We start from the raw sequence: 21,915 nt of genomic DNA, 5'->3' as shown, positions 1-21,915 counted from the left end.
GATGTGCTATAAGGGAGATTTGGGTACTGCATACGATAAAATTATGGCCTTTCAAAACTATCTCACGGGAGAAAATGGTGACGGTGCCACCTTGAAAATATATAACTCGCACACGGGTATCGGGCGGCAAGGACTTTACTTACTGGAGGTTGGAGATTTTGAATTTAATAAGTCCAATATGGATGAAGTCTTGACCTTCCCGGTAAAATTCAGAGTAACTGATCCTCGAACTCAAATAATCCCCTCGTATAGTGTTGCGGAACCGACAAAGATAGTTGCATTGGTTGAAAAAGTATAGCTGTATGGCATGGAAGGTTTATGATAAAACTGGCAATACGGTACGTTGTACACTGAAAGGTTTGGAGTATAATGGTACATGGATGGGTGCATGTTTTGTGACAAGCACTCTGAAAAGTGCCGTACCCATTCTTTTTGAGATAGGTGACTATGTTATGTACCGTGGTGAGAAGTTTGAGATAAACTATGATCCTACGGCATTAAAAAAGGCGGCAAGAAAAACTTCGGGAGAAGCGTTTGTCTATGATAACGTAAAGTTCAACTGGCCGGGAGATGAATTGACGCGATGTGATTTTCTTGATTATGTGAAAAGTGATAATCAGATACACTTCACTTCTTTGCCTAAGTTCAGTTTCTTCGCTTCGTCTATACAAGATTTGGCAGACCGTGTTCAAGTAAATCTTGACCGTATATATACTGGAGCACAAAAATGGACGGTTGCCGTACACCCTGAATATGTGAGCACTACCAATGTAAACATTGATGTGAACAATATAAAGGTATGGGGTGCATTGGAGTTGTTCAATTCAAAATTTGGTGCGAACTTTGTTATTCGTGGCCGAACAATAACAATCGGTACTGCCGGTATTGCTGTGGGCAATATTTTCAAGTATGGACGTGGAAACGGTTTGTACGAAATTCAACGTACAGCCGATGCGGATCAACAGATTATTACGCGATTGCGTGCATACGGTAGTACAAGAAATATGCCTAACCGGTATTATAATAAGCTCTCAAACAGTTCTCTTACCAATTATTTGCCGAATAACATGGCCGTGGAAAATCTGATGTTACCTGATTTTCCTAAGACAACGCTTGATCCATATATTGACAGCAAGAATATTGCTGTGCTTGGCATTCGGGAAGGGAGTGTTTATTTTGACGGTACCGGTGATTTGGAAGAAATATGTCCTTCAATGGAAGGTATGACCGCCGAACAGTTGAAAGATGCAGGTATTTATGTATCATTGGATGCCGGGGATAATGGCAATCTTGACGAAGTGGCTGATGCCGAACAACTGACAGATGATGGTACAATGGATAGCCTGAAGGAAGGTGAAGATGTCCCACCTTTTACAATAACGCTAAAAGATGTTGGTTTCAATATAAACGATTACCTGACTTCTGAAACAGCCACCATTAGCATGAAAAACGGCATGTGTGGTGGCCGGGATTTTGAAATAACCAAATGTGAGAAGAAGGGCAATAAATATGTGCTGACTTGTAACCGTGTATATGATGAAAGTCTGAAATTATATTTCCCATACAAGGATTACAATATAAAGTCCGGTGACAAGTTTGTCCTGCTTTATATTGATATGCCGGACGTTTATATTCAGGCCGCTTCACAACGGTTGCTTGCTACCGCGAAAAAATATCTTGCAAAGAATGACTATGTGCGCTATTCGTATGAACCGAAGGTGGATGATATTTTCATGGCACGCCAACATGATGAGGCTGTTGCAAGGGGGGAAGCAAGCATACATGATACTTTGAAAGAAGGGGACTTGATGCTATTCACTGATAGCGATCTTGGTATTGAAGGCAGCATCATTATTGATACCCTTATTATCAAAGAGGGAGAAGATATGATACCGAAGTACACTATGACACTTCGGGAGGAAAAGGCTGTTGGATCGCTTGAAAAAATCCAAAATCAGATAGACTCTATTGCAGGTGGTGGGCAGGGAACCGGCGGCTTGAATACCCAACAGATACAGTCTATCATCCGTTCACTGGGCAATCAGCTTTTTCTTTCGCGCACCCACAATGATACGGCAGCTGGGCTTATCGGCTTCTTAGCCGGTGCTATCTTTGGTGCAAGCGGTTTTGCAGAGGGTTTGACCGGCTTTGGGGCGAAAATAGACAGCATGGGACGTGGGTATATGGAAAGCCTCACGTTACGCAGGTTTTTAGAGGTGCCGGAATTGCGTTTTAACCGTGCTGAAATTGTGCTTGGTGACAAATGGCGTTCTCCCGGTGCTGGAATTATAGAGAGTGTTGAGCCTGATTATGATGCTGATGGTAACTTGCTACGTTCCGGGACAATAAGTTTGAAATTACAAGACGGTGAAATAGGTGCTGTGGCTGTGGATGATATTTGCATGGGGTATTTCCATGACTATGAAACGCCGGGGAATAATGCGGTATCTGATATAGATGATAGCCGTGGCAACCGTATGTTTGCCGGTTTCTGTACAATCTATTTTCGTATTACAGAAATATTGGATGCCGGAACAAACAAAAGGTTTCGCTATGTGCTTCGTGGTGTTTCTGATCGTTGGCAATATTCTTTCCATCCGTGTGAGGCTTTGCATTTTGTCGCTTATGGCAACTTTACAAACAAGGAACGCCAGACTTCCGCTTATGAGACGAGGACATACCGCCGTTTCTTGGTAGGGGTAAATGACTGGGAGTTTACAAAGAGTATGGTTGCAATGCAGGATGGGGATTTGAGCAATCTCAACATCTTCGGGTTGGATATGACCGGTTATTCTGCTTATCTGAATAACATTTATATGACCGGCACAATCGAACAGTTACAGATAGATGCACCGGTACGCATTGAGATTGATACGCAAGGTGACAATTTTCTTGCTTATGGTGAATCAATGGAAATTACTTGCAAGGTCTTTAAAGGTTGGGAGGATATTACAGACACAGTTAGACAATGGGCTATCCGAAGGGATAGTGGAGATACCGCCGATGATGAAGCTTGGAATATCAAGCATAAGGATTTCAACGGTTCAATAACGATACATAACACAAAGGAAATTAGTGATTTAGGAAATAATTCAGTAACAGTGGTAAGTACCTTGTTTACCATAACGGCAACAAATGATACTGCATCAGTAGAAGCAATTGTGACGATATGATAGAGAGTGAAAAGAAAAGAATCAGAAAAGAGTTTCAACCGCTTACGATTGCAGTAAGCTTGAAGATAATGACACCGAACAGTCCGGCCAATCAGGTCTATAATCCGGTGGCAAATGAATATGATCCTGACCGTGGGGTTACTCCACTGGTGATTTTACCGGAAGTCATAGCGAATGCCGCTGACGGTAGCTGGGATATGCCTTATGTTAATTCTTTGTTGGCAGAAATGAACTGGTTTGCTAATGGAGAGAATATTTCTGCAATCAGTTCATGGAATGGGAAGTACAGTATAGATACGGTTGGAGATACACGCGGTGCCATTACCATAAGCAGAAATGTGGCTCCGGGTGAAAGTTTTGAGTTGTATTTTGAAGGTCTGATAGCTGATACCCGGCTTGGGGTGAATATTCCCGTTAAGACTGACTCTATCATGTTGACAACGGTAGATAAGAGTGAAGATACCTACGGTTTGTCTATTGGGGATAGTCAGATAATCCAGTACAATCCATTTCTTGACAAGCTTTTGTTGTATGATTACAAGGTAGCCAACAATTTGATTTCCGCATCTACGGCCAATAGGAATGCAGCTTTGGATGAAAATTCATACGAGCGCACCATTCCACTTATGGTAACAAAGGGAGTGAATAAAATAACTACCGGATATACAATTGAACTTTATCAGGTGAACAGCATATCAAGTCAAACAATGCTGACTACCGCAAACCATGAAATAGTGGCTTTGTCCTTAACCAGCCTGATAATGGACTTGCGTTTGGTCGAGAAGGGGGATTACTTGCTGTTGGTGAAGGTTGGTGGAAAGGAGGTTGCAAGACAGCAATTCTCCGTCAATCGTGTTTATCCAAAATTTACGTGCATACCGGCAAGTCAGGCTTCCATCAATCCTGATGAAATCCTGCATAGGAATATAGCTATGGTACAGTGGAATGGAGAAATTGTGCCGATACCGGCACCGATTATCCGCATGGTATGGTTTACGGACAGTGCAAATAAGACCGGGGTACAATGGCAGGAGGGGGAAAAAACTGTGATAATGTTGGATGGAACCGGTATTGGTGAAACTTATCTTGACGATTGGTTGGACGTGTACATTAAGGCCGAGCAAAAAAAGGCTTTCTCTGTATTGACTGATGGGACAAATGAATATACGGACAGTAACGGGAACATATATATAAATAATTGATATGAGGTATGTTGTAGCAAATAAGGAAAAGGCTTTGGATGCCGGGGTTCTGTTGTTGGGGCACTTGGTAAAGGGAGAATCCATCATCTTGAATGAAAAGGAGGTAATGTGCCTGCCTTCTCTTGATGGAGAACTGGAAGATAGAATACTGTTGTTGGACGGTATCGTTTATACTAATACAAGCATGAATCAAATTATATCAGAAGGAGGTTGGGAATATGGCAGAAAATTATAGTGCCCAAAATAGCATCACGATTAAACGTCTTCGTTCCAATGACAGCCTGATGCTGACTTTTGAAAATAATGGCATTCCATTGTTTCAGGCCGTAGATGAAGAAAGTGGGGCTGTCTCTCCTGATTGGAGTATAGCTGCGAATCAGCCGGTACGGACACCCAAAGTAACTTCGGCACGTGGGTTGGCGGTCAGTTTGTCTGGTCATAGTTGGGCTTACAATGGAGTGGCTTTAAATTTTAACGGTGCGGAAAGTGGAGGTTGGAAAAAAGACAGTACGGGCAAATTCTCTTTGAATACCAGTACCGGTGCCATTAAAATTGTCGGAAACTTGGCAAGCAAAACGAATATTGCAGGAGATACATTGACTTATTCATGTGTCGCTTCTACGGCAGGTGTTGAGTATAATTTGACCGGGGAACTGCCTATTGCCATTCAGAATATGGGAGCCAGCTCTTACTATCTTGCTATTCTTGCAAGTACCGAACAGTTAACAAGCAAAGTAACAAGTTGTACTCTGACTACCAAGCTGTATGCCGGTGCCAATGCCATTACCGATTACTATATAAAATGGTATAAGGACACGGCGGCTTGGACTGATAAGAACGGACAGAAAAGTGTAACTGTTACCCGTGGTGATGTGGACGGTACCCAGTTATTCATAGCAGAAGTTTATCAGTCTTCAAGTGCTTCACAACCGATAGCACGTGCCGGGGTACGTATCATTGATACGGCAGATGAATTTCAAATTGTATGTTATATAACTTCTTCCAACAAAGAGGTTGATACCGGACAACCCGTTACAGTAAGTGCCAAGATTGTAAATATGACTACGGGGTCAACTTATACTCCTACTTCCGCATCGTGGACTATGGATGTGATGGATAAGGAAAACTGGAAGAGTTTGAAACATTCTACAACAAATTCTATATCTGTAACAACAACGGAAACTGACAGAAACGGGACTCAATATGATGTTGATGTTTTGGCAGAATGTCATTTTAATTAACATAAAAACAAAATAATATTATGGCAACTAAAGGATTAGGAAATGAAACATTGGTGACCTCCATTCTGCGTTCCAATACAGTATTGGTGGAAGTTGGTGGTAGTGTCAGACGCATTACCGTGGAAAACTTCATGAATGCTATTAATAATGGTGACGAACAAATGTTGAGGCAGGTGGCTTGGGGGATTCCAATCAAACAATCAACCCAAAGTAGCACGAACTATGGTGTGATAGGTAATACAGCCGCATGGACAGAATACAAGTTGTATTGTGGCCGTTATCTCGTAACGAATGATGGAAGGGCTGCTAAAATGTCCCCTACCAATAGTGCGGTGTTTGCTGATGGTACTGCGGTGGATGAAACCAAAGGGCATGTGATGTGGATAGGGCCACGTTTGTATTATCGTGTACAGACTGACAGTGTAAGTGGTGTACCAGTCTTATGGCTCTCGATGCTACCTATTGGCGGTGAGTTTATTGGTGGGGCAAATGGTGGAATGTATAACTGTATCGGTGCATACAAAGGCTCCATGTCAGGTAGCGCACTTGTTTCACGTTCAGGAGTTGCACCGGCAGGCAGCAAGACAATCAACGCATTTTGGAATGCTGCACAAGTGAACGGTAAGGAATGGGGACTGACCGATTACGATCAGAGAAAGCTTATTATGATGTTGGGGCTGTCCCAGTACGGAGATACCAATATTCAAGCCAAACTTGGTTATGGTGTGGGTGGTAGCTCCAGTAAAGACTTGTGGGCTGCTGCGGCAGCATTGCAAACTGGCGCAACAAAGAGTCTCGGTGACAATTGGGGCAAAATAGCTATTTCTGTGGTGAATGGAAGTAATACTGGAGTGGATTGTTCACGGGTGAACATGATGGGTATAGAAGATCCTTATGGGTGGCAGTGGGAATTTCTGCAAGGAGTATTTTGCGGTAGTTCCAACAATAGTGCTCAAAGTGGAACGGAAATTTTCATTTACAAAGGAAACCGTTTACCGACTACTGCTGAATTAGCTGCGCATCCAAATGGTGAATACAGACAAGCTACCCGTCAGACAGCTTCCGGTCAAGTGCAGGAAATAATTCTTGGGGAGCATTTTGATATTTTCCCGAAAAAGATTGGTGGAAACAGCACTTCTTATTGGGCTGATTATTCATGGGCAAACACTACTGGGCAGCTGGTTCTTTGGGGCGGTACTGCGAATACCGGTGCGGGTTGCGGCCTCGCTTGTGCGTACTCGTATCACGCTTGGTCGTCCTCGACTGCGAGTATCGGCTCTCGCCTTGCGTATTTTGGGAATTTAACATTTGTTAGCGGTGCATCTTTGATGGCTGCATAATAGATTTTGAAATATTAGTTCTTTGAATTTCAATTAATTAAAACCCGTCCACCTTCTCGTTTTACGGCAAAGGATAACGGGACGAAAGCCGAAAGGCGTGGACGGTTGGCAGAGGGGAACAAGAGCTGGTTCTTTGGGGCGGTAATGCGAATAACGGTGCGAATTGCGGCCTCGCTTATGCGAACTCGAATAACGATTGGTCGAACTCGAATGCGAATATCGGCTCTCGCCATACTTATTTATCGTAGAGTAATCTGCGAGTTCTCCGAGCCATGACCTTGCAGGATTTATATCGTTGCAACGTAGTAATCAATTGGTTACGATGTCAGAAAATCAAGAATGCGGAAAGGTTGCCCAATTTGCGAAAGGCAACAAGCGGTGTTAGTAGGTTGGTTCTCGAAAGCTCCGGGCGAATTATTCAAGCAAGTAAAAACAGCTTGCAGTTATCGGAATAATTAAAATAGTCTGAACAAGACAAAATTGGAAGTATGGTGTAAATTTTAAAACAAAGCAGCAGTGAATATTGGAAGAAGTGATATTGATTGGAAGAGTCTATCGCATAATGAAATTGATAGAATTATAGCGGAAAGGATAGAGGCTGACAATAAACGGATAGAAGCAGACGGTGGAAAGAAATCTAAAAGAGCCGGGTATATTCTTGAACGTATAGCAGAGATAAATAATTTACGTGAAGCGGACAAAGAAGCACAAGATGGGAAGGTTAAGAAAAACCGCTTTATCAGGCGGCATAATCTACACCCGGAAGAAGACCTCCGAGCTTTGCAGTTGATGATCCTGACATTGGATTTTCCGGCACCGGATTATAGCGTAATGAGAGTAAAAAGTGATGCAGGAAAGGTTCGAGATATTGTCAAACAGAAATATTTCCCGTGGCGTATATTACACCATGCAATTATGAGGGTGATTGAAGAAGATGTTTATAGAAATTTGATTTATGATACAAGTGCGTGTATCAAGGGAAAGGGATTACATTTTGGAGTAAGGAGAATGAAACGTTTTCTTCACCGGTACCCGGAATACAAATGGTTCGTAAAGACTGATTTCAAAAAGTTCTATCAAAGTATTCTTCATGAGCTTATTGTTGCTGCATTGAGAAGGAAATTCAAAGATGAACGATTTATTAAATTGATCGAGATAGCTGTTTTATCGTATGACAGCGGAACAGAGTTAGTTGACGTATTGGAGAATGAAGTTGAACGGAAGAAGAGGTGTTCCGATTGGAGCATTTACAAGCCAACCTATCGGGAATTTTGCGGCAAGCCGGATAGATCATACAATGAAGGAGAAATATCGTGTCAAATGCCTGCATAGATATTGCGATGATAATGTTATGCTGGCTCGTTCTAAGGCCGAAGCGTTGTTTCTTATTCGTGCGTATGAACGGGAAAGTGCAAAAGTTGGGTTGGTAGTTAAAGCAAACAGTTGTATTGCTCCGATAGGAACAGAAACAAAAAATGGGAACAAAAAGCATAGAAAGCGAAAACGTAGTAAGAGGAAGAAGGATTAACTTTTTGGGCTATTGCTTCACGAAAGATAATGTTCGGATGCGTAAAAATATGAAAAAGAACTTTGCCCGAAAGGTGAAACGAATAAAAAGCCGGAAACGTAACCGCGAGATACGAGCTTCATACTGGGGCTGGTGTAAGTGGGGAGATTGTAAGAATTTATGGAGAACAATAACAAATAATGATATGAGTTTTGCAGATAAAGGTATCAAACAGAGTGGTAGAACAAAGGACGGAAAGAAGTTCTTCGATGTAAAAGAGACAAGATTGATGGATATTCTCAATGTCCCTATAACAGTGGTGGACTTTGAAACGAATGTGAAGACAAAGCAAGGTGAAGGTAGATATTGTGTTCTTTTTGAACAGAACGGACAACGTAGCAAATTCATAACGAACTGTTACAATCTGAAAGATGTGTTGGATCAGGCTCGCGAAGCGGAGAATAACGGTCAGAAGATTTTTCCAGTGGAAAATGTGATTGTCAAGCGGCGTTCGTTAGGTGACGGGAAGAGTGCTTATTATTTTGAAGAATAATTATAAAAATGGAGGTAATTTATGAAAAGTTATGGAACTCTTGTAGGAGAACTGCCGACTGGTATTGAATTTGTAGTTGAAGGTGCGTTGCTACGCATTTACTTCGACTTTGAGAGAAGAGAAGCTGTTCAAAAGGCCGGTTCGGAAGATGTGGTGGTTGAAGACCAGTATGTCTGTGAAAACGTGGATGTTGAAGGGGAACATGATTATGACAGTATTGTAAGTGCCATTATCATGGAACGTTATGATGCGAATAAACGTGATGCCATTTTCGCCAACTTGGAAATGGCACGTGATATGGCTTCGGAACTTGACGAAGGTAAGCGTGCCGAATATCTGAAAGAATACACTGATTATCAGAGTTATCGTATCAAGGCTAAGGAGATCGCAAAAGAAGTATTAGCAAAATTGAAGTAATCCGGTATGGAGGCGCAAGGGCATATATTAATACGAAGAAAGGCCAAAAATGGAATTGACGGTACTAATGGGGAACCGGGGAAAAACGGGCTGCAAGGCTGTATTCTCCGGCAATCCGAATGGGCTAAAGGCATAGAGTATCGCAATGACGAGGCTTTGACTTCCGGTACCCGGTACTTGGATATTGTAATTGTGACTACCGGTGCTAATACGTTTAATGCGTATAAATGTCTGAAAACTCATACGTCCAGTGATTCCATTCCGGTGACAAATACAACTTATTGGCAGAAGTTTAATTCTTTGGTGCCAGTGTACACTCCGCTTATCATGGCTCAAAATGCTATTCTACGGTTCATGCAGGGTAATCAGCTTTTGATAATGAAGGGCGATAATAAAACGGTTGCAGCAGGTCTTGTTGGTGGTGACTATCCGTTATGGGTTGGAGCTACAACACCGACTGATGCGCCATATAAGGTGAGTATAGCAGGGAAACTCTATGCGGCTGGTGCGGTTATTTCAGGTGACAGCACTTTTGAAGGTACATTGAAAGGTGTATCAGGCTCTTTTACAAGGTTGAATTGCGTGAATGCTGCTGGTGATGCGGTTGGAGGAATCAGCTTTGGAAGTGATGGAAGAATGTGGTTTGATGGTGATATGTATCATCAAGGTACTAAGGATAACCGGTCATTACGTTTCTACACTTCTGACTTATGGTGTAGAGGCGTGTTTGGCGCAAGGGAAAGAAGCATTATGGTAGTTTACGGCTCCTATGCCTATGTGTACACAAAAGGTGCTGATAAAACCGGTACTTATATACCTTTGACTTCCGGGACTTCCTCTGCTAACGAAACTTATTATACAGTTCCTTGCTATTCGCCAAGATACGATTATAACGGTGAAACTTCGGGTTTTCCAGTTGATACGGTTATATTTAGAATAACATCGAATGTAACCTACCGTTATCTTTTGAGTCTTGCCGTCACCCAAAGGATATTCGTGGTTAATGCAAATGACAATTATAATAATGTTCAGATATATGCGAATGGAACAAAGCAAACATTGAATGGCGGTTCCATGCACCATTGTATGCAGTTGGTGGATTTTATGTATCCGTCACCGAACTCTGACTGGTTGGGAAGAGGACTGATGTTCGGTGCTTCAAATGATAATGATTGGAAGTGATTATGAAAAGGATAAATTTTGAAAGAATTGAGATATTTGTTGATATTGATAAGACGAGATGTTCCGTTGAGAACTACAAGAAGGATTTTGCCAATATCATTTATCAACTTGGCAGGGGAATAGAGGCTCATGCCCTCGCATTTAAAATATTCAACTCCAATGGAGAAATTGAGTATAACGATGAAGAGTGTAATATGATTAAGGAATACGCAAGTTTATGTTCCCCAGCCTTTATTGATGCTATCAACAAATTACTATTGGAATAAAAATAATAAACGCAAACACAAAAGGATATGAACGACATTATTGAAACATTCATTCACGACCATTTGTTTTTACATTTGGTTTTGATAGCGGTAAGTATGACAGCTATCATAATCGCAATGGGGATAGATTTTATTTCGGGGATTCAGAAGGCCAAACAGCGTGGGGAACTTCGTACCTCGAAGAAGTACAAAATGACAGCGACAAAAGCGAAGAAATATTTTAATCCGTTTCTGACACTGGTTATGATTGACCTTATATGTTGCATCGTCATTCCATTTCCAGTATTCGCTATGTTATGGGCGGTTTATTGCGTTTTCTGTGAGTTCAAATCGGTACGTGAGAAATCATGGGAAAAGGCCGAGCTTCGGAAAGCGGAAAAGACCATGAGTATAATCATTGAGAATAAGGACGATATAGCACGACTGGCCGCACAAATATTGTTTGAAACACAAAAAGAAAAGGAGGATAAAAATGACACGGGGACTACGGAATAATAATCCGTTAAATATACGGAGAAATAATACGAAATGGCAGGGGTTGTCTGCAACACAGACAGATAAAAGTTTCTTTCAGTTTAAAACTATGGCATACGGTTATCGTGCTGCTTTTAAAACTCTTCAAACTTATATTCTTAATAAGTATGATACTGACAAAGACGGCACGGCCAATGAACTTGAAGATGTTATTATGCGATGGGCACCGCCATGTGAGAACAATACTGAAGTGTATATTGCCACAGTCGAAAAGCGTTCAGGCATATCTCGTCATACAATTCTGAACAGAAACAACCGGGAACAACTTATTGCGGTGGTGGCTGCAATGAGTTATGTTGAGAATGGTGTTCCTGCAAACATGGATGAGGTAAGGAAAGGTTGGGAGTTGATATAGGAAACAAACATATAAACACATAGAAGATATGGCAAACTTGAATTTTACTCTTAAAGAAGAGGATTGGTACGAAAGCCAACCTATACAGTTATCTACTGGGAAATTTGCTATTAGCATCAATTTTGGAGATGCAGCAAACAACAGAGTTGTTGTGTACAAAAGTTCTAATGGAAAGGATTATGTACCTTACAAAACAGCACTTGGGGTTGGAGAGTTCTGTGATATGAATGTCGACGGGTTGATAGCCGGACAATATGTTATGGTAGGATGTAATGAACTTCCTATTTCATCTTCATTTTTGGAAAGTTCTGATGGTAGCAGCAGTGCGAGCAAATCGGATATTTTAGCAGAAAGCGGACGTGCTCAACTGGCAGAGTCCCAACTGGAACAGTCCATAAATGCGGTGAAGACCGCTTTGGATGAATTGGTTGGTACTGTTGATGCGACTACGGCCATTGACACCTTCAATGAAATTGAAACCTTCCTTGCAGGAGTAACCAATGAAAAAACTCTGACTGGAATGTTGGCTGTTACTGATGGAAAGGCCGTGACCGCACAAACAACGGCTGATGCTGCAAAAAGTACAGCTCAAACAGCTCTTAGCAAAGCCACTGCCAATGAAACAAAACTTAATACAATACCTGAAATGCCGGAGAATGACGGTAAGATATATGGTTTCTGTAATGGTGCATGGGTAGTTATTGCGGAAGTTGGTAAAAATGTATATACAGATTGATTATGAGATTGAAGATAGGTATAGGAGTAATCTTTGTGTTACTCCTTGCGGCAACCTTTTTGATGTACCGGTTGTGGCAGGAAGAGAAGAAGGAAAGTGCCCGACTTTCAGATAATATGAAAAGTCTCTGTACTGGGCTTGAAGAATATAAGATTAGGGATAGTCTAAATGTGGTTGAAAACCATGTTTTACGGCTTAACATAGAAGAATTGAAAGAGCTGCGGAGTGCGGATGCAAAACTAATAAAAGAATTGAATCTGCGTCCAAAAGAAGTCGAATATATCACAACCACAAAAGTTGTCACTAAAGACAGTATTGTATTTGTTCTGAAAGACAGCTGTTTCAATTATTCAGATAAATGGGTGGATTTTTATGCAAATATTCCTGACAGCACATTTACTTATGAAGTGAGAGACAGTCTTTCAAGTGCGATAAGCCGGATATATAAACACAGGTTCCTATGGTGGAGATGGGGGACAAAGGGGTATAAACAAACGATAGTCAATCATAACCCACGAAGCAAAATCGTTTATAATGAAATTGTAAAGGTGGAACATTAATTAATAAGAAGGGAGCCGAAATGCTCCCTTCTCCTTTTTCTTTAGAAAGGCAAATCGTCTTTTTGTTCCCCAAAATCCACTGGCGGTTGAGGTATGGCAGTTTGTACGGGTGCCGCGGTGGATGATGCCCCATGATAATAAGTTTGGGGCTGTTGCGCTGCGGTAGGCTGTCCTGGATTACGGAGTGTTGCTTTCCAGCAAGTAATGGAGTTAAACCATTTTCCTTGCCATTCATTCGCATTAATATCTATTTCAATATCAACGTCTTGCCCGACTGCTAATCCAAAATTCTGAATATTGCTATTCATTACTGAAAAAGCGACTTTTTTAGGGTATTGGCCGGGAATTTCCAAAACGAAATCTTGTCTTTGCCAGTTGTTACCATTTTTTGAGACACCCGATTGTATCGGTTGTGCCACAATAATTTTTCCTTCTAATTTCATTGTTCGCTTATAAATAGTTAAACACTATATGCCCGGCCTTTTCAAGTTTACGGGCATAATCTAACATTCTTTCTTTAGTGCTGAAACTTTCATCATTCCACCAAATGCCAAATCTTTTAATCTGACACTGATAGCGTTTGTCTCCTAATAGATTCTCGGATATTCCTATACGATATTTTGCCATTTTTATTCATCATCCCCAGCCGGATTTAACTTGTCTGACTCATTGATTGCGCGGCTGATAATATCACAATCAGTAAGTTTTCGTTGTATGATAGCCATCCCCCTTTTGCAATTATCACTTTGATTGAGGTCACAATACCCTCCCTTATATAAAATATCAGAAAGTTCGTCCAATACTTTAAGTGTGTCAGTGAGCCGGAGATATGTTATTCCGGTTACTTCTTTGTTGTATGGACGGACTTCTTCTATCCGTTTGTCAAGGGATAGACAAGCAAGCTCTGCCATACATCTTGTAAGTTCTACTTTGGCAAGTAAGGCACTGTTTTCAATCCGGCATTTGTCAAATTCCAGTTTAATGGAGTATTCCATTTTAAGCAGATCAGGTTGTACTTCATCTGCAATATACTGGTTAGCATCAGCCATGAAAAAAGCCCGGTGTCCAGCTATTTTATTGATTTTCTTTTCATATTGAAGCATCAACTGTTCCAGTTTATTTCCTTGCTGCTTTACGCGGAAACGACAAAGCCTTGATTTACGTAATTCACTTAACATTTCTACAATTAAGGAACAAACTATGTCATTGGTGAACAATATGTTATATATTGCTGCCAGTGTGATATTTTCAGCTTTTAACTTCTTGTCTTTTATATCACCTATTTTTCTTTCCATAAGTTCATGAAATCTTTATAGACACATGGTAGTGCAAAGATAAGGACAAACGTCTCAACAATCAACTTTATTAATTGTCCGGTTCCTATATCAATCCATTCTGTTTTTATTATAATTCATTTTGGCTTCAATGAGTGAATCAATGTCACATTTGAAATGATGTAGTGTACTTAGGGCAACAATGATTACATCTGCCAGTTCTTCTTCTACATCTAAATACTCTTTAATATGTGGAGATTTCTCACCCGTACACTCAAAGACTTCGGCAACTTCTTCAAGCAGATCGCGGTGAAGATTGTTGTTGCTATCATTGTCGGGATCAATCTTTCCACGTCTTACGGCACATTCATAAGCTTTCTGCGCGATCTCATTTAATTTTCCCATTATCAATATGTTTTATCCAGTTATTATCTTTCTCCAAAAACCATTGCCAGCCATTTTGGGGCTTGATTTTTCGTTTTATATACCGGCGAACTGTGGCATAATTCAGATTTAGCTTTTGGGCGGCTTGGGTTATTGAATCGAATCTATACCATTTGCCTTCGGGAGTGATTGCGATACACGCAAAGGCATGGGCGTTTCCATTAGACCAATATCTATGTCCTTTCAAAGCCTCGCTGTGTCTTTTTCTTATTTCAACAGCTCTCTCTTTGCCATAGTATTCTTCATAGGTTTTTCCTCTTAATCCGTGGTGATAGCCTTTATTGAAAACATTATGTCCGTTGACAACCCGTGTGACCGGTATTTCAGGGTCTAATCTTAATTCCATATTATTCCTTATTTTTGTAATTATCTCTTCTCATTTGGTGATAACGATAGTACATGGATAAGTCGAGTTTACGAATGAAATTATCATCCGCTTTCATGTCAGAAACTTTTTGGGCAGGCTTGACTACATCAAAGAAAATTCTCTTTACCGCATACCTTCCCTTTTCAAGAGAATAACATTGCACTGATCCTTCATAAGCATAAATAAGCCCGGCAAAATCAGGGACTTCATCGGGCTTTATCAAACTTTTTGGTACTATATAATAAAAATAATTGGTACGTTGGCCGGAAGTGACAACATCAAACTTGTTCTTGCCATATTTATCACTTTTCTTTTTATCCTTATGGAAATCACATCTGCTTACTTTTACTTCATATTCATAAGTCAGGCGTGACCGGGTAACTTCCAATAAGTCAGCTTCCCATTTCCCGACAAAAATATTGGGAAAGATGCGGTTTCCTTTTTTATCACGAAAAACATGATCGCAAAAGCCTTGTATAATATCAAGTGTTTTCATTTGATCTTTCCATGTTCCTTATCCAGTTCATACTCAAAAAATCCTTTTGCCTTATCATAAAGTCCGTCCTTTATATCAGAGAAATACATAGCGGCATTAAAGGCTTTCAATGCTGCCACACGAGCTTTCTTCTTATAATAGTCTGCCCGTTTGATCGTATTTTCTTCTTTTCTACGTTCTTGCTGTTCCAAATATCGGTCAACCGCTTCTCGTCCCCAACGGAACATGTCTTCTTTGTCGGCAAAGGTGGCAGATTCTTCACGGATCAGCCTTTTCTCCGAGGAAATGACATAAGCTGATATTCCTTTGTATCTACGAATGGAAACGGCTATGTCGAAACCTTTATAATTTTGCTGTTCAACATAGCCGCCAAGAGTATATGGGAAGTCTGTCTTTTCTATCATACAGCTTTGATATTGATTAGTGGCACAATTGTATCAATAATTTCTACCGTAGGTTCTATAAGCTCTTTTATTTCCTGAACATTTTTGTATGCCATAGGACTTTCATCCAATGTCCCTTCACATACGGAAGTGGAATACACTTTGCTCATTTGGGTTTTGAATGCGTCCATTGATAATCTTTCTTTAGCTTCGGAACGGGAGTATAAGCGTCCTGCACCATGTGGTGCAGAATAGTTCCAGTCTTTGTTTCCCTTACCACGACAAAGAAGAATACCGTCTGCCATATTCATAGGAATCACAACGTAATCATTGGCGTATGCGGCAATAGCCCCTTTACGGATTATCATATCATCAAAGCTGATATAGTTATGGACTGTCTCAACGGATATTGTAGCGTTCCAGCTCAAAGTTCTGATTATACGCTGTATAATCAACTTGCGGTTGAATGCGGCATATCCTTGTGCGATCACCATGTCACATAAATAGTGGAGCATTGCTTCATTTGTGAGATACCCGGAATATTCGGCAAATTTTTCCTTCAAACGTAGTATTTCAGTTTGCATGAATTGTGGCTCAACAGTGGACTTCAAGCGTTGAATTTCATTAGAAAAAGCCTTTTTATCAAATTTTGCTATTTCTGCATGGTATTTACAGACCTTCACACCAAAGTTGCGCGATCCGGTATGTATTGTAAGAAATATATTATTGGTTGACTCGGCACGCCCCAGTTCTATAAAGTGGTTTCCACCTCCCAATGTACCTAAAGAGTTGTAGAATGTGCCTTCATTTATCCCCACCTTCTTACAAAGTTGTGATACATATTCTTCATTAATAACTGGTTTGGTTAGTTGGTATTTAGAGCAGAACTGATCCATTCTGATAGATAAGAAGGTAAACAAATCTTCCTTTTCTTGTTTGGATAAGGGTTGTTGGTTAATCTCAAATCCCATAGGTATGATGGAACGGATTGCATGATTAATGTCCGGGAAAGACTCTTCTGTTATTGCATTTTCAATTTCTACACACAACATTCCACAACCAATATCCACTCCGATATGATTGGGGTTGACACGATCTGTAACTGGCATGGTGAATCCAATCACTATATCTACTCCCTGATGGGTATCAGGCATAATACGAACCGGAACACCAGTCGTAACCGGATTGTTCAAAATGTTTTGTATCGTTCCAATAGCTTCATTTTCTATTGCATTTGTAAATATTTTACAATCTTTGCCGAATTTTCCTTGTAATTCAATCATAATCAAATCTTTTCGTTAAGTTTTTCAAGAAGTTCATTCGCACAGTTCTTTGCGTATTCTTCATCTTCATCATGAAAGGACTTGACTGTTATCCAAATCCCTGCAAATTTAACTTGTACTTTGTAATCAAGAAGGAGGTATTTCTCTCTGTTTCCGCTGCAATTATCTTCTACGAAGGTAGTCGTTTTATTGATTCTGTACTGTTTCATCATTATTTATTTCTTTAGAGTGGCAATTTCTATCAAGTATCTTAATGCACTGTTTAATTCCAGTATCAAATCCTTCTTTATAGCCTTTGGTATGCTCACCTAAAACATATATAGTCATTGACAGCCAAAATAGAAGTATGCCAACGGATTTATACCAGCATGGTAAAGATACAGAAAAGGGTTTTAAGGTGATAGAGAAATCACCGATCCACAGAAGACCGGCAATGAGCATGAGTAAATATAAGACTTTCATCATTTATCATTGTTAAGTTCAACATATTTGCCTTGTAAAGAGCAGTTCCTTAAAATTTCGGCATTTTCCCGGCCAAATGCAATAAGAACACTACCGCAACCGGGGCTGTCCCCACGTGTTCCATCGGGACGGAAGAATTTTATTCGATTCCTCAAAAACATCATACCGGTTGCTTTCGTGAAGATGATGTCTTGAAACTTATTGCTGTCACACCGGTTAAAAAGTAGTGCTATACCATTGCCGTGTTCTGCCAATTTCTCTACAAACTGCCATATAAGCGGTTTGGAGTACGGAGGGTTAAGCCAAATTCGCCCCCCCAATTTTGTATAAGACCATTGTCCTGCTTGTTGTACATGGTTTTTGCGGTAGGCCAAAGAGGGTGCATGGGAGCACATGGATCAAGGTCAAATTCACCTAATGCTTCAATGATTTCTCGTGGTGTGTACCATTCATCGGAAGCGTTTGCAGATCGTTCAAAAGATGTATTCATGTATTACTTACATTTAGGATTTTACGAATTTCTATATGATCGCAATTTTCATCAGCCTTTTTCAGAATATAAGCAATTTCTTCTTCCTTACTCATGTTCTGTGGACGTTTCGTTGCTTCTGCTCTCAATTCAGAAATAATTTTATCTACTTCGGGATTAGGAGTTTCATATATTTTTTTAAATTCAGCGGCTCTACGTTTAATAAGTCGCTCTGTCTTTTTGTTTAATTTCATCTCACAATATTTTAAAGTATTCCTTACATAAAAAACCTTTTCTTGGTGAAAAGTCTTTGAAGTCGCAACTCATGTATATTTCCTTCCTATCAGCCCAATGTGCCATGTCTTTCTGCCACTGTGGAATAATTTGGTGTGGATTGTTCAGATCACGAAAGGGTTGACAATGTGGAAGAAAACGGCGGCTTTTAGATTTCCAGTAGTTGACGCGCGCAAACGATTCTTCAAAGTCCATAAGGATGCAATACAAGAAATATTCCCCTTTATATCCATACTTGTCTATTAAAGCGGAAGCACGTTCAACTTCTGCAATCTGTCCCGGTGTATCGCATCCAAAGCGAATACGTTTAATCCATTTTACTTTTGCAAGTAGCCGAGCGATTTCATCCGTGATTAAACGAGCATCCAGTCCTTGATTAAAATCCACTTTGATACCCAGTTTGATGATTTTCTCTATTTGCTGCAAGCCATAGTTTGAGGCCAGTATATTATTATCCATAAGGATAGCTTTCTTCCGTCCGGCTGTTATTTCCTCAATATCCATATAAGGTGAGATTTTTCCTTCTTTTTTAGGAACAACACACCATTTACACCGATTGGGACACCCACGTGTCAGAAATCCATAGGACAAATTGGAGTCAATATTGTAATCGAGTAATCAGGTTGAAGACGATCAACCTCAATTGGAAGAACTTTTTCAATATCATATCCAGTACCACCTTTTTCTATTTGGTTAGCATTGATATAATAGTTATAGTCGGGTGTGAAAGTGAAAACTTTAGCTGCATATACTTTATCATATTTACATAGTGGATTATACCATTCCACTTGATCGCCTCTTGCTTTGTGGTAAGCACTGATCTTCATAAGTGCTAAATTGGGGAAATTGCTATCAACGGCTAAAATTCCAATATTCATTATTCTTCAAATTTAGGTTTTGGCATCCATGCTATCGGTTCCCATGACGGAGGTATGCTACTCATTGAAGAGTAAATTGGGTTACCTTTGTACGTATCATAGATATAACCATCCATGCAAAACCATACATTGTTGCTATATGTACCGTTAAAAATCGCACCATGTTTACATAGAATGATGATGTCTTCATTTTCATCCGGCAACCGTTCTTTCACTGATACCCACGGAAGTTGTTTTGTCTGCCATCTGGCTCCTTCTTTAAATCCTATTCTAAAACAAGTTATTTTATCCCAGTCAGGATGTACGCCTCCAATTTCATTTACGGCTTCTTCTAATGTCTGCTTCATATTCTATGAATTTAGAATTTAAAATTATTCCATACACTTACGGTATTTAAAATCATAGGTCACATGACCTAAGGCACGGAGAATGCCTACGACATCTTGTTGAAAAGGATTTCCCCGACTATTTGCTACATGATTTTTTGCCATTTTATTTTTAATGCGTATATTTGAACCTCATTTGCAATGTCGCAAATGATTAATTTTTTTAATTATGAAAAATTTAATTAGAAAAAGCATTCTATAGCTTTACTACCGTACGGCTATGGCAATGCTTAAAATTGAATAGACGGTAGGTTGGGACTTTGTGCTAAACTGTGTTGATCTTTTGTAGTGGTTGATTGAAAAAATTATTTAGTACAGCTAAGTCCTTAATTTAGGTGGTTATAGCACAAGGGTTCCACCTCTTTCCATTCCGAACAGAGAAGTTAAGCCTTGTCACGCTGATGGTACTGCATAATTGTGGGAGAGTAGGTCGCTGCCATTTTCTTTTAAGCCTTGTTATCTTTATTGATAGCAAGGCTTAAAACATTTACATTAAAGGTTTATCACCAATAGTTATTTCTTTCATTTTATCAGATCACTTTAATTCATCTTCTAATATTAATCCTCCATTTAGAATATGATTACGCATACCTTCACTCAATGTACTTTTTTAAAGATAATGAAATAATAGATAAGTGTTATTATAAATGTTTTGATAAAACATTTATATCAGCTTTAGTTACAGCGGAAAGTATTGTTTTTGGGTTTTTATTGACAACGATGGTAACTTTGATGCAGTTAAACAATTCCGCTATTAAAAATTTAATTGATACTAATAGATTTCCAGAGTTAATACAATACAATAAGACAGCGGTAATATATTCTTTTTTATCTGTTATCTTAACCTGTGTGTTTTTATTAACATTAGAAATTCAAATACCTTATTACAATATATTTGTTGCAATATGGATATTTGTTATGAATATGGTCATATTCCTAAGTTATAGATTTTTGAATATATTTTACTCCTTTCTTAAACGCTGAATACTATCTACCACAGTAGAAACTTCTTTATAAAGTTTCATATAAACCGTATTAATACCATTTTTTCTATCCATAAATTGAAGGTTTGAAGCTATAATAGGTTCTTCTATTGAAAAACGAAAATCAATTTTGTTTAGTAAAAAATCTACAACATCCTCTATTTCAGCTCCATCTTCATCTAAGATATTTCCTTTAATTATAAGTTTATTACCTTTTTCTCGCCCTAATTCTGTTGCCTCTGAATGAATACGTCCAAAACTATCTATAATATTTAAGATTTCCCCTTTCTTTAAGCTTTTTACTTTATCCGCAGTAAAAGAACATTGCATGTATTTATCTGCATTAAGCTGATCGGATATACTTGCCAATCCTCTTAATGACCCTTTAGACAAATTATTTCTAAGAAGCCCGGTTGGTTTAGCTAATTTCAAATTTACATATTTTATTCTCACCATGTTTTCAACTCTTTCATACGCCTCTTTTTTTAAAAGAGGACTGATTTCAATCCAAAAAGTAGGAATAGAGTCCCTAATAGCCCTCGCCTCAAAATATGCACATATTTTTGACGGACTAACTCCCATTCTATTTGTCTCTAAATATAGTACTTTAAATTGGGGATCATATAAAAATACATTAGGATAGGCTAAGCCTTGTCCATCATCTAAGGGCAATGCTGTATAATCGTCTCCATTTCCAGGTTTATGAGCCGGTGGAATATTTTTTCGACTTGTAGTTACAAATAGACCAACAATACTTCCATTTTTCTGTATTTGAGTATATTTAAGTTCGATTGTTCTATATTGATCAAGAACAAAGGGTTTTAACGAAGATTCTTCGTTATCTAAAAGGAGTTGTACAAAATCCATGCTTTCTGGAATATTCACTGAATAGCATGTTACTTTTTTATTAACCATAGTATTATCGTCTTTTGTTACTTACAAAAGTATTACGTTACAACGAATTAAGCAAATTTTTAAATAGAAAATATTAATAATATACACAATCAAACTTGACCTTTATTCATTTTTTGATATGGCTAATAAGAACGCAAATTTATAAACGCCATTATATTGTTGGTTAATTTTCTAAAGTTCAAATGATTACAAAAATATTTTTTTTGTAAAAGTAG

26 protein-coding genes, 1 rRNA gene and 3 pseudogenes are annotated in these 21,915 nt (G+C 39.3%); 16 read left to right on the top strand and 14 right to left on the bottom strand.

The window, feature by feature from the left end; genetic code table 11:
- From HMPREF2794_RS09510 to HMPREF2794_RS09440, 15 genes and pseudogenes are all read left to right on the top strand, one after another.
- Positions 1-298, top strand: a pseudogene (locus HMPREF2794_RS09510) (hypothetical protein); the annotation flags it as partial.
- A 4-nt stretch (positions 299-302) separates the two neighbouring features.
- The gene (locus HMPREF2794_RS09505) at positions 303-3,173 is read left to right on the top strand and encodes a hypothetical protein (RefSeq protein ID WP_007846600.1); all 2,871 of its coding nucleotides are present in this window, start codon (positions 303-305) and stop codon (positions 3,171-3,173) included.
- Positions 3,170-4,375 carry a hypothetical protein gene (locus HMPREF2794_RS09500; protein WP_005794386.1) on the top strand — a complete coding sequence of 402 codons (1,206 nt, stop codon included), beginning with the start codon at positions 3,170-3,172 and terminating at the stop codon, positions 4,373-4,375. The genes HMPREF2794_RS09505 and HMPREF2794_RS09500 overlap by 4 nt, the downstream gene beginning before the upstream one ends.
- Position 4,376: 1 nt before the next feature.
- A complete protein-coding gene (locus HMPREF2794_RS09495) occupies positions 4,377-4,610 on the top strand; it encodes a hypothetical protein (protein WP_005794383.1) in 234 nt (77 codons plus the stop codon).
- Positions 4,594-5,616, top strand: coding sequence for a hypothetical protein (locus tag HMPREF2794_RS09490; RefSeq protein WP_005794381.1), 1,023 nt, complete (start codon positions 4,594-4,596; stop codon positions 5,614-5,616). The genes HMPREF2794_RS09495 and HMPREF2794_RS09490 overlap by 17 nt, the downstream gene beginning before the upstream one ends.
- Positions 5,617-5,636: 20 nt before the next feature.
- On the top strand, positions 5,637-6,956 hold the full coding sequence (locus HMPREF2794_RS09485; protein ID WP_070751421.1) for a hypothetical protein: 1,320 nt from the start codon (positions 5,637-5,639) through the stop codon (positions 6,954-6,956).
- 516 nt (positions 6,957-7,472) lie between these two features.
- Positions 7,473-8,288: an RNA-dependent RNA polymerase family protein gene (locus HMPREF2794_RS09480; RefSeq protein ID WP_070751420.1), complete on the top strand. Its 816-nt coding sequence runs from the start codon at positions 7,473-7,475 to the stop codon at positions 8,286-8,288.
- 245 nt (positions 8,289-8,533) lie between these two features.
- Positions 8,534-9,016, top strand: coding sequence for a hypothetical protein (locus HMPREF2794_RS09475; protein WP_224205385.1), 483 nt, complete (start codon positions 8,534-8,536; stop codon positions 9,014-9,016).
- A 21-nt stretch (positions 9,017-9,037) separates the two neighbouring features.
- A complete protein-coding gene (locus HMPREF2794_RS09470; RefSeq protein ID WP_005794372.1) occupies positions 9,038-9,433 on the top strand; it encodes a hypothetical protein in 396 nt (131 codons plus the stop codon).
- A 6-nt stretch (positions 9,434-9,439) separates the two neighbouring features.
- Positions 9,440-10,615 (top strand): hypothetical protein, encoded by a 1,176-nt coding sequence (locus tag HMPREF2794_RS09465; RefSeq protein ID WP_007846606.1) that lies wholly within the window; start codon positions 9,440-9,442, stop codon positions 10,613-10,615.
- A gap of 2 nt (positions 10,616-10,617) precedes the next feature.
- On the top strand, positions 10,618-10,881 hold the full coding sequence (locus HMPREF2794_RS09460; RefSeq protein ID WP_004326738.1) for a hypothetical protein: 264 nt from the start codon (positions 10,618-10,620) through the stop codon (positions 10,879-10,881).
- Positions 10,882-10,908: 27 nt separating this feature from the next.
- Positions 10,909-11,376 carry a hypothetical protein gene (locus tag HMPREF2794_RS09455; protein WP_005794369.1) on the top strand — a complete coding sequence of 156 codons (468 nt, stop codon included), beginning with the start codon at positions 10,909-10,911 and terminating at the stop codon, positions 11,374-11,376.
- The gene (locus HMPREF2794_RS09450) at positions 11,354-11,770 is read left to right on the top strand and encodes a hypothetical protein (RefSeq protein ID WP_005794367.1); all 417 of its coding nucleotides are present in this window, start codon (positions 11,354-11,356) and stop codon (positions 11,768-11,770) included. The genes HMPREF2794_RS09455 and HMPREF2794_RS09450 overlap by 23 nt, the downstream gene beginning before the upstream one ends.
- A gap of 28 nt (positions 11,771-11,798) precedes the next feature.
- Positions 11,799-12,506 carry a hypothetical protein gene (locus HMPREF2794_RS09445; RefSeq protein ID WP_005794365.1) on the top strand — a complete coding sequence of 236 codons (708 nt, stop codon included), beginning with the start codon at positions 11,799-11,801 and terminating at the stop codon, positions 12,504-12,506.
- Positions 12,503-13,066 (top strand): DUF6549 family protein, encoded by a 564-nt coding sequence (locus HMPREF2794_RS09440; protein ID WP_005794364.1) that lies wholly within the window; start codon positions 12,503-12,505, stop codon positions 13,064-13,066. Before HMPREF2794_RS09445 ends, HMPREF2794_RS09440 begins: the two co-directional genes overlap by 4 nt.
- A gap of 41 nt (positions 13,067-13,107) precedes the next feature.
- On the opposite strand, the gene HMPREF2794_RS09435 is transcribed toward HMPREF2794_RS09440, so the two are convergent.
- The 13 genes and pseudogenes from HMPREF2794_RS09435 to HMPREF2794_RS09375 form a co-directional block, all read right to left on the bottom strand.
- Positions 13,108-13,509, bottom strand: a complete 402-nt coding sequence (locus HMPREF2794_RS09435; RefSeq protein WP_007846608.1) for a DUF3127 domain-containing protein — start codon at positions 13,507-13,509, stop codon at positions 13,108-13,110.
- Positions 13,510-13,695: 186 nt separating this feature from the next.
- On the bottom strand, positions 13,696-14,361 hold the full coding sequence (locus tag HMPREF2794_RS09430) for a hypothetical protein (protein WP_004326734.1): 666 nt from the start codon (positions 14,359-14,361) through the stop codon (positions 13,696-13,698).
- A 90-nt stretch (positions 14,362-14,451) separates the two neighbouring features.
- Entirely contained in the window at positions 14,452-14,745 is a 294-nt protein-coding gene (locus HMPREF2794_RS09425) for a nucleoside triphosphate pyrophosphohydrolase family protein (protein WP_004326733.1), read from the bottom strand.
- Positions 14,729-15,130, bottom strand: a complete 402-nt coding sequence (locus tag HMPREF2794_RS09420; protein ID WP_005794355.1) for a hypothetical protein — start codon at positions 15,128-15,130, stop codon at positions 14,729-14,731. The genes HMPREF2794_RS09425 and HMPREF2794_RS09420 overlap by 17 nt, the downstream gene beginning before the upstream one ends.
- 1 nt (position 15,131) lies before the next feature.
- A complete protein-coding gene (locus HMPREF2794_RS09415) occupies positions 15,132-15,647 on the bottom strand; it encodes a hypothetical protein (RefSeq protein WP_007846609.1) in 516 nt (171 codons plus the stop codon).
- On the bottom strand, positions 15,644-16,051 hold the full coding sequence (locus HMPREF2794_RS09410) for a hypothetical protein (RefSeq protein WP_005794352.1): 408 nt from the start codon (positions 16,049-16,051) through the stop codon (positions 15,644-15,646). The genes HMPREF2794_RS09415 and HMPREF2794_RS09410 overlap by 4 nt, the downstream gene beginning before the upstream one ends.
- Entirely contained in the window at positions 16,048-17,313 is a 1,266-nt protein-coding gene (locus tag HMPREF2794_RS09405; protein ID WP_007846611.1) for an RtcB family protein, read from the bottom strand. Before HMPREF2794_RS09405 ends, HMPREF2794_RS09410 begins: the two co-directional genes overlap by 4 nt.
- A gap of 2 nt (positions 17,314-17,315) precedes the next feature.
- Complete coding sequence (locus HMPREF2794_RS09400; protein ID WP_007857030.1) at positions 17,316-17,525, bottom strand: hypothetical protein; 210 nt, start codon at positions 17,523-17,525, stop codon at positions 17,316-17,318.
- A complete protein-coding gene (locus tag HMPREF2794_RS29910; RefSeq protein ID WP_007846615.1) occupies positions 17,500-17,775 on the bottom strand; it encodes a hypothetical protein in 276 nt (91 codons plus the stop codon). The genes HMPREF2794_RS09400 and HMPREF2794_RS29910 overlap by 26 nt, the downstream gene beginning before the upstream one ends.
- Positions 17,775-18,265 (bottom strand): annotated as a pseudogene (locus HMPREF2794_RS09390) (DNA N-6-adenine-methyltransferase). Before HMPREF2794_RS09390 ends, HMPREF2794_RS29910 begins: the two are co-directional and overlap by 1 nt.
- Positions 18,262-18,498, bottom strand: a complete 237-nt coding sequence (locus HMPREF2794_RS09385; RefSeq protein ID WP_070751419.1) for a hypothetical protein — start codon at positions 18,496-18,498, stop codon at positions 18,262-18,264. The pseudogene HMPREF2794_RS09390 and the gene HMPREF2794_RS09385 overlap by 4 nt, the downstream one beginning before the upstream one ends.
- Before the next feature lies 1 nt (position 18,499).
- Positions 18,500-19,416, bottom strand: a pseudogene (locus tag HMPREF2794_RS09380) (radical SAM protein).
- The gene (locus HMPREF2794_RS09375; protein ID WP_007846625.1) at positions 19,416-19,763 is read right to left on the bottom strand and encodes a DUF551 domain-containing protein; all 348 of its coding nucleotides are present in this window, start codon (positions 19,761-19,763) and stop codon (positions 19,416-19,418) included. Before HMPREF2794_RS09375 ends, HMPREF2794_RS09380 begins: the two are co-directional and overlap by 1 nt.
- Positions 19,764-20,133: 370 nt before the next feature.
- Here HMPREF2794_RS09375 and rrf point away from each other — a divergent pair.
- Positions 20,134-20,244: ribosomal RNA gene (gene rrf / locus HMPREF2794_RS09370) — 5S ribosomal RNA — on the top strand.
- 520 nt (positions 20,245-20,764) lie between these two features.
- On the opposite strand, the gene HMPREF2794_RS09360 is transcribed toward rrf, so the two are convergent.
- The gene (locus tag HMPREF2794_RS09360) at positions 20,765-21,700 is read right to left on the bottom strand and encodes a DUF6731 family protein (protein ID WP_132040146.1); all 936 of its coding nucleotides are present in this window, start codon (positions 21,698-21,700) and stop codon (positions 20,765-20,767) included.
- Between the last annotated feature and the right edge of the window lie 215 nt (positions 21,701-21,915).

The organism is Bacteroides sp. HMSC067B03 (assembly GCF_001811315.1).
Classification (GTDB): domain Bacteria; phylum Bacteroidota; class Bacteroidia; order Bacteroidales; family Bacteroidaceae; genus Bacteroides; species Bacteroides faecis.
Note: the sequence above shows the minus strand (reverse complement) of the source record. Positions and strands in the feature narration are given on the sequence as shown.

Bases quoted from the DNA above. Each gene is read 5' to 3' on its own strand.
- HMPREF2794_RS09505 (WP_007846600.1), top strand. From the start codon at position 303: ATGGCATGGAAGGTTTATGATAAAACTGGCAATACGGTACGTTGTACA.
- HMPREF2794_RS09500 (WP_005794386.1), top strand. From the start codon at position 3,170: ATGATAGAGAGTGAAAAGAAAAGAATCAGAAAAGAGTTTCAACCGCTT.
- HMPREF2794_RS09495 (WP_005794383.1), top strand. From the start codon at position 4,377: ATGAGGTATGTTGTAGCAAATAAGGAAAAGGCTTTGGATGCCGGGGTT.
- HMPREF2794_RS09490 (WP_005794381.1), top strand. From the start codon at position 4,594: ATGGCAGAAAATTATAGTGCCCAAAATAGCATCACGATTAAACGTCTT.
- HMPREF2794_RS09485 (WP_070751421.1), top strand. From the start codon at position 5,637: ATGGCAACTAAAGGATTAGGAAATGAAACATTGGTGACCTCCATTCTG.
- HMPREF2794_RS09475 (WP_224205385.1), top strand. From the start codon at position 8,534: ATGAAAAAGAACTTTGCCCGAAAGGTGAAACGAATAAAAAGCCGGAAA.
- HMPREF2794_RS09470 (WP_005794372.1), top strand. From the start codon at position 9,038: ATGAAAAGTTATGGAACTCTTGTAGGAGAACTGCCGACTGGTATTGAA.
- HMPREF2794_RS09465 (WP_007846606.1), top strand. From the start codon at position 9,440: ATGGAGGCGCAAGGGCATATATTAATACGAAGAAAGGCCAAAAATGGA.
- HMPREF2794_RS09460 (WP_004326738.1), top strand. From the start codon at position 10,618: ATGAAAAGGATAAATTTTGAAAGAATTGAGATATTTGTTGATATTGAT.
- HMPREF2794_RS09455 (WP_005794369.1), top strand. From the start codon at position 10,909: ATGAACGACATTATTGAAACATTCATTCACGACCATTTGTTTTTACAT.
- HMPREF2794_RS09450 (WP_005794367.1), top strand. From the start codon at position 11,354: ATGACACGGGGACTACGGAATAATAATCCGTTAAATATACGGAGAAAT.
- HMPREF2794_RS09445 (WP_005794365.1), top strand. From the start codon at position 11,799: ATGGCAAACTTGAATTTTACTCTTAAAGAAGAGGATTGGTACGAAAGC.
- HMPREF2794_RS09435 (WP_007846608.1), bottom strand. From the start codon at position 13,509: ATGAAATTAGAAGGAAAAATTATTGTGGCACAACCGATACAATCGGGT.
- HMPREF2794_RS09430 (WP_004326734.1), bottom strand. From the start codon at position 14,361: ATGGAAAGAAAAATAGGTGATATAAAAGACAAGAAGTTAAAAGCTGAA.
- HMPREF2794_RS09425 (WP_004326733.1), bottom strand. From the start codon at position 14,745: ATGGGAAAATTAAATGAGATCGCGCAGAAAGCTTATGAATGTGCCGTA.
- HMPREF2794_RS09420 (WP_005794355.1), bottom strand. From the start codon at position 15,130: ATGGAATTAAGATTAGACCCTGAAATACCGGTCACACGGGTTGTCAAC.
- HMPREF2794_RS09415 (WP_007846609.1), bottom strand. From the start codon at position 15,647: ATGAAAACACTTGATATTATACAAGGCTTTTGCGATCATGTTTTTCGT.
- HMPREF2794_RS09410 (WP_005794352.1), bottom strand. From the start codon at position 16,051: ATGATAGAAAAGACAGACTTCCCATATACTCTTGGCGGCTATGTTGAA.
- HMPREF2794_RS09405 (WP_007846611.1), bottom strand. From the start codon at position 17,313: ATGATTGAATTACAAGGAAAATTCGGCAAAGATTGTAAAATATTTACA.
- HMPREF2794_RS09400 (WP_007857030.1), bottom strand. From the start codon at position 17,525: ATGATGAAACAGTACAGAATCAATAAAACGACTACCTTCGTAGAAGAT.
- HMPREF2794_RS29910 (WP_007846615.1), bottom strand. From the start codon at position 17,775: ATGAAAGTCTTATATTTACTCATGCTCATTGCCGGTCTTCTGTGGATC.
- HMPREF2794_RS09385 (WP_070751419.1), bottom strand. From the start codon at position 18,498: ATGAAATTAAACAAAAAGACAGAGCGACTTATTAAACGTAGAGCCGCT.
- HMPREF2794_RS09375 (WP_007846625.1), bottom strand. From the start codon at position 19,763: ATGAAGCAGACATTAGAAGAAGCCGTAAATGAAATTGGAGGCGTACAT.
- HMPREF2794_RS09360 (WP_132040146.1), bottom strand. From the start codon at position 21,700: ATGGTTAATAAAAAAGTAACATGCTATTCAGTGAATATTCCAGAAAGC.